Raw genomic sequence first — 12836 nt, forward strand, 5'->3', positions numbered from 1 at the left:
CCCCGCCCCCCGCCCCGCCGCCGCGGCGCGCCCCCCCCCCCCCGCGGGCCCCCCCCCCCCCCGCCGGCGGGCGCCCCCCCCCCCCCCCCCCCCCCGCTCGCACCTCAGGATGACGGGCCAGGAGAGGCGGGTGCCGCACGCCCACCTAATCGTCCAGCTTGTTCAGATCCCGCACCGACTGCATGATCGGCTCGAAGTTCGAGCGCGCATCGAGCGCGTCGAACAGTTGCGCGGTGTCGTCCAGCAACCCATGCGACCTCGCGATCGCGATGCGGACGTCTTGCTGCGGTGTGTCCGACAGCCGGCCATGGCCCGATAGCAAGATCTTCGCGTTCAATCCCTTGAGCCGCTCCAGCGATTCGATGTAGTCGGCGATGCTGCCCGAGCCGAACACGCCGCCCATCACGCCGCCGGGCATGAGCGTATCGGCGGCAAACAGCAGGCCCTTGTCCTGATCGAACAGCGTGATGCAGGCCGAGGTGTGTCCCGGCGTGTGCATGACGTTGAGACGGAAATTGCCGAGGTCGATCAGATTGCCCTCCTCGAGCCAGATGTCGATATTCACAGGCACGTTCGGCTCGTTGAACATCTTGCGCAGCATCGAGAAGTCGTCGCGCAGCATGATCTTGTTGGCGGCGAGGCGATGGGCGGCGACGAAGGTGCGGCGCTCGTTGAAGTGCCAGGCCGCGCCGATGTGGTCGAGATGCTCGTGGCTGAGCACCACCATGTCGATCTTCTCCGGCGGGCAGCCGACGAAGTTCAGGCATTCGACCATCGCCGCATAATTCGAGGACAGCCCGGTATCGATCAGGATGGTCCGCGCCGAGCCGCGCACGAGATAGACGTTGGCGGCGCGATTGGAGAAACGGATCTGGTAGACGTCGTCCGCAGCCTGGATCAGCGAGCAGGTGTCGTTCTTCATCAGGACCGGAAAGGCCGTCGGCTTGCCGTCGCTCATGATTGGGCCGCCCGGTAGCTGACCGCGTTGGCAGCGCGCAGGCGCTTCGAGAGCGCGTCCATCACCATCAGCGCAAACGCCGGCTGCTGGCTGACGAGATAGACGAAGCGGGCGTGGTTGACCCTCATCACCTTGGTGTTCGGCGCCGCCGCGATCGCGGTCGCCGAACGTGCCGAGCCGTCGATCACGGCCATCTCGCCGAAGAATTCGCCCTTGCCGAGTTTGATGATGCTGGTCTTGCTGGCGCCGCTGATCTTGGCGATCTCGACCTCGCCGTCGAGGACAACGTACAGCTCGCGGCCGGTCGAGCCCTCCTCGAAGATGATGTCGTCGACGCCAAACTCGTTGATGCACTTCTCGATCGTCATGACACCCCCCAAGGGCCTTCTGCAGCCGTTCTGGCTGACAGTCATGTTAGCGGGGTAACAGGGGCGGGCAACAGCCTGTTCGGGGAGAGCGTGGCCTGCCGCGGGGCAGCATCGGCTGACAATTTGTTGCACAGCGCCACACCGGTTCCACGATCCCGGCCCAATTCGGCCCCGGATGAGTTCCTAAAATTTCGGTAAGCGGGTCCGCAGGTAAGGAATTCGCAAGCAATGAAAGTTACCAAAAGGTCAACCGAGACTGGAGTATTTGAGCCGTGAGCGAACCAATGCCCGAGCAGGCCGCCCAGGATACTGGCGTCGTCGAAGCCGCAGCGACCGTGCCGCAGGCCATCGAGGCTGCTGCCGGGATCGAGGCCCCCTCGATTGCCCCCGACCACGAGACGCCGCCCAAACCCGACCCGGTCAAGATCGAGCCGCCAAAAATCGAGGCGTCGAGGATCGAGGTGCCCAAGTTCGAGGCCAAGGTTGAGCCCAAAGCCGAGACCAAGCCCGAGCCGAAGCCCGGCAAGCTCATCGTCATGGCACCCGCGGAGCGGTCCTGGGACCGTGAGGAGTTTGCGCCGCATGTGAAGGCGGACGAGCCGCGCGAGACCGGCGGCAAGCGCCGCCTGTCGGCGATGGCCGCGGTGGTGGCGATAGCGGCCAGTGTCGGCGCCATCAGCGGCGCGCTCGCGACCGCAGGGATGATGCACTTCGCAAGCCCCGCGCCGGCACAGGTTGCCGACACCAGCGCGCTGGAATCCTCGGTCGCCCGGATCGATGCCGATGTCGTCGCGCTCAAGGCCAATGTCGAGCATACCTCCAAGACCGGCCTCGGCCAGTTCAACCGCACCAACGACCGCCTCGACAAGCTCGAGAAGGCGCAGGCCGAGCCGATGGCCAAAATCGCGAAGCTGTCCGAGACCGTCGACAAGCTCCGTGCCACCCCGCCCGCGGCGCCCCAGGCGGCAGCCGCCGTGTCCGCCAGGGAGACCACCGGCTCGATCGCGCCGGCCCAGGTTGCGACCGCGGCAGCTGCGCCGGCTCCCGCCGCACCCAAGACCGAGGTCGGCCGGCTGCCGACGGTTGAAGGCTGGGTGCTGCGCGACGTCTCCAACGGCGGCGCACTGGTCGAGGGCCGCAATGGCCTCTACGAGGTCTATGCCGGCGACCCCATCCCCGGCGTTGGCCGCGTCGATGCGATCCGCCGTCAGGACGGCCGCTGGGTGGTCGTCACCAGCAAGGGGCTGATCGTCGCGCGCTGAGCGGCTGCTATCCGATTTTCGAAAAGGCCCTTCACCACCATGTGAAGCGCCTTTTTGCTTGAATAGCCGTCCCGGCGCGGTGTTACCTGAGGCATGAGCCGCGCCTTGCGAATTCTCGTTGCCGCCGCCGTGTTTTTCGGCGGCGTCGTCTCGTCGTTGGCCGCGGAGAATGCGCAACTGGCGCGCGGCACGGCGATCACCGATCCCGATCTCCTGCGCGAGCTCGACCAGCACGATGCGTTCACGATCTCGCGCCTGTTGTGGCCGGAGCGGAACGCGAACTTTCCGCTGACGACCGATCTGATGTTTTCGTGGTTGTCGCAGCTCAAGGAAATTCGCCCCGCAATCGAAGGCGAGATCGACCGCTACGTCGCGCGGCAGAAGGCGGCATATCCGACCGAGACCATCGGCGTCGGCGATGGCTTCGACGTACAATTGTTCGATCAGTCCAATCTGAAATCCCGCGACACCCGTTTCGTGCTGGCCGGCATCGTCAACCGCATGGACCGGGCCTATGTCTCGGAAGACTCTTGCGGCGAGATCAGGCTGATCTATCGTCTCGCGCGTTTCGAGACCAAGCCGGACGGCGGCACAACCGCAACGCGGCTGCCTATGACGCTCAACCTGGTGATGAAAGCGCGCGATGCGCGGCAGACGGATGCGAGCGGCAAACCGATCACCTGCGCCGAGGTCGCGCGACGCTGGCTCGGTCATGGCGACTGCCAGGGGCTGATCGGCAGCAGCTTCCATCCTTACGATGCGATGCTCGATCGCATCGAGACCAACTTACAGATCTCGGTTGCAGCGAAATCGGCGCTGCACGATTTCCGCTCCGACTATCTGCTCAAGGTGTTCAAGTACGACGCCGTCTCGAAGACGTTTGAGGAATCGACGCTGGAAAACCAGATCGACCGTGACCGCATCCTCGCGGACGATGCACTCCGGCGCGATTTCAGGGATTGGCTGCTCGCGCCCGAAAATCTGCGTGCGTTCGATCGCGGCACGGTGCTGATCCCCGAGAAATTCCTGGCCAAGGCTGCAATCGTGCCGACGCCAGCCGGCCTCGATGCTTCTCCGTTGCAGCCGGAGTTCGGGATGATGCAAGGGGAGGGCAATGGAGAGGGACAAGGCGAGCCGGTCTTCTCCGACAACGACGTGGTTGGTGCGCTGAAGCAAGCTGCTGCGCGCGGGGACATGCTGAACGTCCGCTCGGTCGCGGGCTTCCAGCGCCGCCTCAATGACGTCACCTGCGCCGGCTGCCACCAGACCCGCGGCATCGGCGGCTTTCATTTCCCGGGCGTCGATTGGCTTGCGGACAAGCCGTCCAACTCGACCATCGTGCCGGCCTCGCCGCATTTTCTTGGCGACCAGGTCCGCCGCCGTGACATCCTGACCGCGATGGCCGCAGGCAAACGTCCCGATTTTTCACGCGGATTTGCCAGCCGGCCGCAGACCCGCGGCAGCACTGAGCTGGCCGGGACCGAATATCAGGATGGCTGGGGTGCGCATTGTTCCCTGGAAAATGCGGGATCGGGATCGGCCGACAGGAGTTTTACGTCATGGAGCTGTGCTAAAGGGCTGACCTGTCAGGCTGCCGCGGCCTCGCGCCGCATCGGCATGTGCTTCATCAAGACGCGTTAGCGCGTGATCCGGACCCGGAGGGCCGCGCCAGCGCAAAGTGTGCAGCGGTTTTCCGAGAAGATCACACGCAAGATAAAGCCCACAATCGGTTTGGATGACCCCATGACGGACTCCAGCGAAGCCAACAAGGAGCGCAATCGCGAGATCGCGCAGAATGAAGAGGCCAAGCAGGTCAGCGGCAGCTTCCGCGTCAGCACCTCGGCGGTCGCGGTCGTCGTCATCATCGGCGGAATCCTGTTCACGCTCGGCTGGCTGGCGCTGAAGTAGTCGGCGCCCTCACGTCGCGTAATTCGTCATCCGTTTGCCGGGCAGCAGCTCGTAGGCCGGCTTCCACCCGGGCAGTGCAGCCATGCGGCCAAGCCAGGCGTGAATGGCGGGATAGCTTTCCGCGAAATCGAAGCCGTGCTCGTCGCTCGGATAGTGCAGATAGGCCATCATCGAGATGTCGGCGACGGTCGGCCTGGTGCCGATCGCGAATTGATTGTGCTGGAGATGGCCGTCGAGAATGCCGAGAAAATCCTCGAGCCGCCGGCGAAAATGTTTCAGCACCTGCGGATCGTTGCTTTGCGTGAAGGCGCGCATGAAGCGGTAGGTCGCCATGTAGCCGGTGAGCTTGTGGTTGTCCCAGAACAGCCAGCGCAGCAGCTCGAACTTTTCCTCCTCGGTCTCGGCACCGAAACGCCCGTACTGCTCGGCAAGCTTGAGCAGGAGAGGCGCGGTCTGCGTCATCTTCACACCGTCGATTTCGAGCACGGGAATCTCGCCCATCTCGTTCACGCTCTTGCGCCATTCCGCCGTCCGCGTGACGCCGCCGCCGAAATCGGTCCAGACCGGCTCGAACCTCGCGCCGCAAAGCGTCAGCATCAGCGCCAGCTTGTAGCTGTTGCCGGATTCGGGGAAGTAGTGCAGGCGGTAGCTGGGCATGGGACCTCGCGATGGCGAATGTAGTTGAAGCAAGTTATCCCTCACCGTCGTCCCGGCGAAGGCCGGGACCCATAACCACCGAATGTGGTTTGGCGAGGACTCGGAGTTGGCGGCTTTGCGCGACAACTCTCACTCTGGGATATGGGTCCCGGCCCCCGTGCGCAATTGCGCGCTAGGCCGGGACGACATAGTAGATGCAGCGAGCCGCCTCTCTTACCCCACCGCCCCCTGCGACCGCAGCCGCTTGATCGCGGCCTCGTCGTATCCCGCGCCACGCAAAATCTCGTCGCTGTGCTCGCCGACGCCGGGGGGCTTGCGCGGCTGCACTTTCTTGGCGCCGTCGATCCAGATCGGGCTGGAGATGGTGAGCATGGTGTCGTTCTCGAACGGCACCAGAACTTCGTTATCGAGCATCTGCTTGTCGTTCGGGATGTCGTCGAGGATGCCGACGATGCCGAACACCAACCCGTTGCCGTCGAGGATCTTGCGCCATTCGGCGAGATCCCTGGTTGCAAAGGTCTCGTCGAAGATCTTGATCAGCTCGACCGAGCGGGCGTGGCGATCGGGTTTGGTGGCGAAGCGCGGATCGGTGATGAGGTCTTCGCGGCCGAGACACCTGGCCAGCGTCGGAAACTGTTTCTCCTCGCTCAGCAGCGACAGGATCAGCCAGCGGCCGTCCTTGCACTGGTAGTGGTTGGCGACCGCGTTCAAGGCCCGTTCGCGCGGCCGCCGCTCGGCGAACTTGGCGCCGCAGAGCTTTGCCTGCGCCAGCACGCTCGCAGCCCACACGCCGTTCGCCATCAGATTGGAGGCGACATGCGAGCCCTTGCCGGTCTTCTCGCGCTGGTACAGCGCGGTGACGATGGCGCCGTAGAACGCCATGGCGCAGGGATGGTCGCCCATGCCGGCGACCGAGCGGGCCGGCGTCGTGTCGATGTCGGCGCGGACGAGGTCCATCAGGCCGGAGCGCGCCCAATAGGCGTTGCTGTCGAAGCCGGGCTTGTTGGCCTCTTCGCCCTTTTCACCGTAGCCGGTGAACGAGGCGTAGATCAGCCGGTCGTTGAGATGGGCGAGGTGGTCATAGGTGATGCCGAGCTTGGCGCGCACCGGCGGCGGCATGTTGGTGATGAAGACGTCGGCCTCTTCCACGAGCTTGTAGAGCACGGCCTGCGCCTCGGGCTTTGCGAGGTCGAGCGCGATGCTCTTCTTGTTGCGGGCTTCCAGCAGCCAGGCAAAATTGTGCTCGCTGGTCGGATATCCCGGGATGTTGGGCAGGTTGCGGTAGGGATCGCCGGCACCGGGCGGTTCGATCTTGACGACATCGGCGCCGAAATCCGACAGCACGGTCGCGGCCGCTGGTGCTGCGATGAAGCTCGCGCAATCCAGCACCTTGAGCCCTGCAAAAATGCCCTTTTCCATCGCGGCGTCGCTCCCTCGCTCGTGTTGTTTCCCGCGCGCTGGAATTGGCGAGGGCCACGTCACGGGCAGCATTAGACCGATGTTTCGGCGGGATGCAACGGCGGCGGGCGCAGAGCTTCGCTGCGGTACCAGTCCCGTCATCCTGAGGTGCGAGGCATGGGGCGCATCGCGGCCCATGCGGAGTCTCGAAGGATGAACGGCCCGGCTGCATCTCGGCCGTTCACCCTTCGAGGCCTCCGCTACGCTCCGGCACCTCAGGATGACGGAACTGAGATCATGCGTCGTAGCGTGCTCCTCGCCGCGCCTCACTCATCTCCTGCGAGCAGGGCAGCGTTGCCGCCGGCTGCTGCGGTGTTGATCGTCACGGTCTGCTCGGTCGCAAAGCGCGCGAGGTAGTGCGGGCCGCCGGCCTTTGGGCCGGTTCCGGACAGGCCATTGCCGCCGAACGGCTGTACGCCGACGACGGCGCCGATCATGTTGCGATTGACGTAGATGTTGCCGATCTGGACGCGGTCGACGATCGCCTCGATGGTGTCGTCGATGCGGGAATGGATGCCGAGCGTCAGCCCGTAGCCGGTGCGCTCGATGGCATGCAGGACGCGTTCGAGATGTTCCGCACGATAGCGCACGACGTGGAGGATCGGGCCGAACACCTCCGCGGTGAGCTGGCCGGCATCCCCAAGCTCGAAAATATGCGGCGCGACGAAGCAGCCCTCCGGCGCGGTGCCGGCAAAGTGCAGCCGTGCCTCTCTCTTCATTCGTGCGATGTGCGCATCGAGGCGCTGCTTGGCCTCGATATCGATCACCGGACCGATATGGGTCGCGACGTCGCTGGGGTCGCCGATCTTCAACTCGCGCGCCGCACCCGCGATCATTTCGATCATGCGGTCGGCGACGTCCTCCTGCACGAACAGCAGCCGCAGCGCCGAGCAGCGCTGGCCGGCGGAACGAAACGCCGAGGTGACGACGTCGTCTGCGACCTGCTCGGGCAACGCGGTCGCATCCGCGACCATGGTGTTGATGCCGCCGGTCTCCGCGATCAGCGGCACGATCGGTCCGTCCTTGGCTGCCAGCGCGCGGTTGATACTGCGCGCGACTTCGGTCGAGCCGGTGAAGACGATTCCGGCGATATCGGGATGCGCGGTCAGCGCGGCGCCGATGCGGCCGTCGCCGGTGACGAGGTGCAGCGCGCTCGCGGGGATGCCGGCCTCGTGCAGCAGCCGCACCGCCTCAACCGCGATCCGCGGGGTCTGCTCCGCGGGCTTGGCCACCACGCTGTTGCCGGCCATCAGCGCTGCCGTGACCTGGCCGAGGAAGATCGCCAGCGGAAAATTCCAGGGCGAGATCGCCACGAAGACGCCACGGCCGCGCATGGCCAGCACATTGCTCTCGCCGGTCGGGCCTCGCATTGCCACATCGTTGCCGAACAGCTTGCGGCCCTGCGCGGCGTAATAGCGGCAGAAGTCGGCGGCCTCGCGCAGCTCCGACAGCGCATCGTCGAGCGTCTTGCCGCCCTCGCGTTGCAGCAGCGCGATGAAATGGGGCGCGCGGCTCTCCAGAAGATGTGCGGCCTGCTCCAGCGCCGCCGCGCGCGTGGCTGCCGGAGTCCGCTCCCAGGCGGCAAAGCCCGCGCGCGCAGCCGTCACGGCCGCATTGGCCTGATCCGGCGTTGCGTCGGCGATCGGCTTGAGGTCGGCCCTCTCGGCCTTGACCTCCGTCAGTAAGCGGTCGAGCGCGGCGCGCGCGCCGAATTCGACGCCGCGCGAATTGCGCCGCTCCGGCGCGAACAGATCGCCCGGCAGCGGAATTTTGGGATGGGCCGCCTGCTGCGGCCCGACGACGGCATCCGCCGGACGTTGCAACAGCGCCGTAACCGGCACGCGGTAATCGGCCGCCTGCGCCACGAAGGAGGAGTTGGCGCCGTTCTCCAACAGTCGCCGCACCAGATAAGCGAGCAGGTCGCGATGGCTGCCGACCGGGGCGTAGGTGCGGTAGGCGATGTCCGGGCGATCCTTGGCGAGCTGCTCGTAGAGCGCTTCGCCCATGCCGTGCAGGCGCTGGAATTCGAAGCCGCCGTTCGCACCGGCAAGCTCCAGCACGGTCGCGACGCTCAGCGCGTTGTGGGTGGCGAATTGCGGGAAGATGCGCGGCCGCAGGCTCAACAGCTTTTGAGCGCAGGCGACGAAGTTCAGATCGGTCATCGCCTTGCGGGTGAATACGGGATAGCCGTCGAGCCCGCGCTCCTGTGCGCGCTTGATCTCGGTGTCCCAATAGGCGCCCTTGACCAGCCGCACCATCAGCTTGCGGTCATGCGCGCGGGCCAGCGCATCGACATAGTCGATCACCGCACTGGCGCGCTTCTGGTAAGCCTGGATCGCGAGGCCAAATCCGTCCCAGCCGGCAAGCGAGGGATCGGCGAGCGTCGCCGCGATCACGTCGAGCGACAGCTCCAGCCGGTCGGCTTCCTCGGCATCGACGGTGAAGTTGAGGTCATGGGCCTTGGCGCGTTGCGCGAGGTCCAGCAGTTGCGGCACCAGTTCGGCCATCACGCGGTCGCGGCTGATCGCCTCGAAGCGCGGATGCAGCGCCGACAGTTTGACGGAGATGCCGGGCCGGTCGGGCAGGGGATGGTTGCCGGCCGCCTTGCCGATGGTCAGAATCGCGCTGGCATAGGCGTCGAAATAGCGCCTGGCGTCGGTGGCCGTGCGCGCGCCTTCGCCCAGCATGTCGAACGAATAGCGCTGCCTCTCACCCGAGCGCGGTCGGGCCCGCTCCAGGGCCTGCGCGATGGTCTCGCCCAGCACGAAATGATTACCCATCAGCCGCATCGCCTGGCGCGTGGCGGTGCGCACGGCGGGTGCGCCCAGCCGCTTCACCAGACGGCCGATAGTGCCGTCGGGCGTCTCGCCGGGCTGGATCACCCGCGCCGACAGGCCGAGCGCCCAGGCCGAGGCGTTGACCAGGAAGGCGGTGGACTTGGTCTCGTGGTGGATGAAGTCTCCCTCGCCGAGCTTGTCCTCGATGAACTGGTCGGCGGTGCGCGCGTCAGGCACGCGCAGCAACGCCTCGGCCAGCACCATCAAGGCGAGGCCTTCCTTGGTCGAGAGCGCGAACTCCCGCAGCATGTCCTCGACACCGCCAAGACTGCCGCTAAGCCGGTCGTCCCGCTTGCGGATGGCTTCGATCAGCCGCGTCGCGGTGCGATCGATCCGCGCCTCCTGCGGCGGGCTCAGATTCGCAGACGGCAAGAGGCGCGCGGCGATATCGGCATCATCGGGCGCGTAGGCGGCGGAGAAGGGAGGCGGAATGTTCGGCATGTCGTGTCCTGTGGCTCCAATCCAGGATAATGCCCACGCTACCTTAGCTCGATAGACAATTTAGCTCATTCGGCTTAGAAAATGAAGCTATCGAGATATTTGGCCTTATGAAATATGGAATTAGATCGAACCGACCGCAAAATCCTCTCGATTTTGCAGCAAGACGGGCGAATCGCCAATGTCGAGCTCGCGGAGCGCATCGGGCTGTCGCCGACCTCGATCGGCGAGCGGCTGAAGCGTTTGCAGCGAGAGGGCTTCATCGAAGGCTATGGCGCGCGGCTCAACCCGCACCGGCTCGGCCTCGGGCTCCTGGTGTTCGTGGAGGTGCTGCTCGACAAGACCACGCCCGACAATTTCGAGCGTTTTGCCCGCGCGGTGAAACTCGCGCCCGAAGTGCTGGAGTGTCACATGGTTGCCGGCGGCTTCGACTATCTTGTGAAGGCGCGGCTGGCAGACATGACCGCGTATCGACGTTTCCTCGGCGAGACCTTGCTGTCGATGCCGGGCGTGCGCGAAACGCGAACCTATGCGGTGATGGAAGAGATCAAGCGCGACGCACCATTGCCGGTGGACTAACGAAATGCCGTCGCGATTGTCGTTGCTGTGGCGTCGAACGGGCGGTCTTCACGGGCAAATAGTTCTCCGTGTGCAATCGCAACGCCTGTCGTCGAATGCACTGACCGTCTTCTGAAATTTTCTTGGCCCGGCCCCCGGATTGATCCGGGAGTTAGCAAAAGCCGGCGGGCTTATACTTTGAGGTTCTCTGCGGAGCTTTTGCCTCGGTTTGCGATCTCTTCATACTCCACCGTCTGTCCTTCGTTCAGGGACGACAGACCGGCTTTCTGCACTGCCGAGATATGCACGAACACATCCTTGCCGCCCGACGCAGGCTGGATAAATCCATAACCCTTCGTCGGGTTGAACCACTTGACCGTACCTTTAGCCATCACGACTTCTCCGCGGGTCTTCCTCCGAGATCTCGAACCGCCAGTCCCCGCCAACCGGCCGGTTCGGTCCTAATACGATACGCGGAATGTGGCTGGCTTGGTAGCTCAAACCACATCTGCATTTCGCCGAATTCCGCTCAACTTCGCGGCGTTTTTGCCGGATTTGCCCGTTTCGCGGTCACTTGGTCCGCGCGCCGCGCGCCATCCGTCAATAAGTCGCGGCCAGATAATCGACGATCTTGCCGACATCGGCATCGTCGATGGGGGCGCCATAGACCTTGATCATCTTGGTCACCTCGGCCTGCCAGAAACCTTTCTTGTCCTTCATCGGCGGCTGCGTGTTGATGTAGTCGGACGAGTGGCAGGCCGTGCAATTGCCCTGAACCACTTCGAGATTGGGCCCGGGCTTGAACGCCGCGACCTCGTCGGGGGTCTTGTAGTTGACCGGTGCTGCAAGTGCCGAACCCACCAATGCGGCGAGGGCGAGCGTGACGGCGAGGAAAACGGTGCGCTGCATGATCATTCCCCTCAAGCCACGGTGACGCGGACGGTTTCGACGACGTTGCGCAAGTAACCCGCCGGATTCCAGCGCGGCGTATCCGGCTGGGTTTCGCCGCCATTTCCGGTGGCGCGCACCTTGAGCTCGTGGGAGCCCGCCGCGAGCTTCACCGGCAGCGTCCATTCGCGGAATGAGTATTTGCCGAGATCCTTGCCGAGCTTGGCGCCGGTCCAGGTCTTGCCGCCGTCAGTGGAGACCGCGACCTCCTTGATGCCCTTGCCGCCGTCGAAGGCGATGCCGCGCAGCGTGGTGCCGCCTGCTTTCAGCTTGGCTCCGTCGGGAACGCTGGTGATGAAGGAACGGATGGTGAAGCGGTTGATCGGGATCGTCGCCTTCGGCGCGGTGCCCGGCTCGATCGCATTGTTCGGGGTGTCCGGAATACGATAGGCCGACTTCATCCAGAAGCCGTCATAGACATTGTCGACGACGGTGATCTCGTTGAGGTGCTTGACCCAGTAGGTGCCGTAATAGCCGGGCACGATCAGGCGGAGCGGAAAGCCGTTGAGGAACGGCAGGTCCTCGCCGTTCATGCCATAGGCCAGCATCACCTCGCCGTCGCTGGCATGATCGATATCGAGCGCCTTGACGAAATCGGGCGTCTTGTCGCTGACCGGACCGTCCATGCCGTTGAAGGTGACCTGCTTGGCGCCGCTCTGCACGCCCGCCATCGCCAGCACGGCCTTCAGCGGCACGCCGCGCCATCGTGCATTGCCCATCGCGCCGTTGGCGAGCTGGCCGCCGGCGACGCGCGGATCCAGGAAGCCGCGGCTGTTGCCGGAGCACTGATTGACGGCGACGATCTCGGTCGCCTTCATCTTCCTTATGTCCTTCAGCGACAGCTTGAGCGGCTTGTCGACCTTGCCCTTGACCTCGAGCGTGAACTTGTCGGGGTCGAGACTGTAGGGCAGGTCGGAAAGGTGATAGCGCACGAAGAACGCGTTATTCGGCGTGATCGGGCCGTCGTTGAACACCGCGAACGGCGTCTCGAGCTGCGGCGGGCGGCTGGTCAGGCCGATCATCGGCCGCTTCTGCGGATATTTCACCAAGGGACGTTCGCCATTGGCGAAGGGCAGGGTGACGGTGTCGAGTGCCAGCGCTTTGGTCGGGTTCATTGCAGCCGCAGCAGCAGCAAAGCCCGCTCCTTTGAGCAGGTCGCGTCGATCGAACATGTGGTCTCCTCCCGGAGCTTTTCGTTGATGGCGGTCATCACCGCCATCTCGCGTCCATGTGTCGCAACGACTCAGTTGAAGTCAATTCGTGCTTTCGCAGCAGGCCCATGCCGCTGCGTTGCAGCAAGCCGGTGTTTCGCTTGCAAGGAGATTGAGCCGAGCCGTAGCCGCGACGACGGTGCACCTCTCCCGCTTGCGAGGGCTTTGCTTAATTGGCCGAGCGGGAGTGAGGCTCGATGTGGGGCATTTTTTTGTGCGTGCTCGGATAGCGC

The 12836-nt window shown here is 64.7% G+C and carries 12 protein-coding genes; 4 read left to right on the plus strand and 8 right to left on the minus strand.

Annotation, left to right across the window (positions count from 1 at the left end; translation table 11 throughout):
• Positions 1 to 145 precede the first annotated feature (145 nt).
• Both AC0L2J_RS11050 and AC0L2J_RS11055 read right to left on the minus strand, forming a co-directional pair.
• The gene (locus AC0L2J_RS11050) at positions 146 to 958 is read right to left on the minus strand and encodes an MBL fold metallo-hydrolase (protein WP_063993826.1); all 813 of its coding nucleotides are present in this window, start codon (positions 956 to 958) and stop codon (positions 146 to 148) included.
• On the minus strand, positions 955 to 1326 hold the full coding sequence (locus AC0L2J_RS11055; RefSeq protein WP_035974430.1) for a Crp/Fnr family transcriptional regulator: 372 nt from the start codon (positions 1324 to 1326) through the stop codon (positions 955 to 957). Before AC0L2J_RS11055 ends, AC0L2J_RS11050 begins: the two co-directional genes overlap by 4 nt.
• 284 nt (positions 1327 to 1610) lie before the next feature.
• Between AC0L2J_RS11055 and AC0L2J_RS11060 the strand changes: the two genes are divergently transcribed.
• The 3 genes from AC0L2J_RS11060 (at position 1611) to AC0L2J_RS11070 (ending at position 4496) form a co-directional block, all read left to right on the plus strand.
• On the plus strand, positions 1611 to 2588 hold the full coding sequence (locus AC0L2J_RS11060) for a hypothetical protein (RefSeq protein WP_007614546.1): 978 nt from the start codon (positions 1611 to 1613) through the stop codon (positions 2586 to 2588).
• Positions 2589 to 2681: 93 nt separating this feature from the next.
• Positions 2682 to 4229 (plus strand): hypothetical protein, encoded by a 1548-nt coding sequence (locus tag AC0L2J_RS11065; protein WP_473389398.1) that lies wholly within the window; start codon positions 2682 to 2684, stop codon positions 4227 to 4229.
• Between the two features lie 102 nt (positions 4230 to 4331).
• On the plus strand, positions 4332 to 4496 hold the full coding sequence (locus tag AC0L2J_RS11070) for a hypothetical protein (RefSeq protein ID WP_167552260.1): 165 nt from the start codon (positions 4332 to 4334) through the stop codon (positions 4494 to 4496).
• A gap of 9 nt (positions 4497 to 4505) precedes the next feature.
• Here AC0L2J_RS11070 and AC0L2J_RS11075 read toward each other — a convergent pair whose 3' ends face one another.
• From AC0L2J_RS11075 to putA, 3 genes are all read right to left on the minus strand, one after another.
• Positions 4506 to 5153: a glutathione S-transferase family protein gene (locus tag AC0L2J_RS11075; RefSeq protein ID WP_473389401.1), complete on the minus strand. Its 648-nt coding sequence runs from the start codon at positions 5151 to 5153 to the stop codon at positions 4506 to 4508.
• Positions 5154 to 5366: 213 nt separating this feature from the next.
• Complete coding sequence (locus tag AC0L2J_RS11080; protein ID WP_473247096.1) at positions 5367 to 6572, minus strand: CaiB/BaiF CoA transferase family protein; 1206 nt, start codon at positions 6570 to 6572, stop codon at positions 5367 to 5369.
• Between the two features lie 305 nt (positions 6573 to 6877).
• The gene (gene putA, locus AC0L2J_RS11085; protein ID WP_473389405.1) at positions 6878 to 9889 is read right to left on the minus strand and encodes a bifunctional proline dehydrogenase/L-glutamate gamma-semialdehyde dehydrogenase PutA; all 3012 of its coding nucleotides are present in this window, start codon (positions 9887 to 9889) and stop codon (positions 6878 to 6880) included.
• Positions 9890 to 10003: 114 nt separating this feature from the next.
• Here putA and AC0L2J_RS11090 point away from each other — a divergent pair, with 114 nt between their 5' ends.
• A complete protein-coding gene (locus tag AC0L2J_RS11090; protein ID WP_007596520.1) occupies positions 10004 to 10465 on the plus strand; it encodes an Lrp/AsnC ligand binding domain-containing protein in 462 nt (153 codons plus the stop codon).
• Positions 10466 to 10635: 170 nt separating this feature from the next.
• Here the strand turns inward: AC0L2J_RS11090 and AC0L2J_RS11095 are convergent, their stop codons facing one another.
• The 3 genes from AC0L2J_RS11095 to sorA form a co-directional block, all read right to left on the minus strand.
• Positions 10636 to 10836: a cold-shock protein gene (locus tag AC0L2J_RS11095; RefSeq protein WP_007596519.1), complete on the minus strand. Its 201-nt coding sequence runs from the start codon at positions 10834 to 10836 to the stop codon at positions 10636 to 10638.
• Positions 10837 to 11044: 208 nt separating this feature from the next.
• Entirely contained in the window at positions 11045 to 11353 is a 309-nt protein-coding gene (sorB, locus tag AC0L2J_RS11100) for a SorB family sulfite dehydrogenase c-type cytochrome subunit (protein ID WP_473389408.1), read from the minus strand.
• A gap of 11 nt (positions 11354 to 11364) precedes the next feature.
• Complete coding sequence (gene sorA / locus AC0L2J_RS11105; RefSeq protein WP_473389413.1) at positions 11365 to 12564, minus strand: SorA family sulfite dehydrogenase catalytic subunit; 1200 nt, start codon at positions 12562 to 12564, stop codon at positions 11365 to 11367.
• Positions 12565 to 12836: the final 272 nt, after the last annotated feature.

Source organism: Bradyrhizobium sp. MV1.5 (assembly GCF_055807615.1).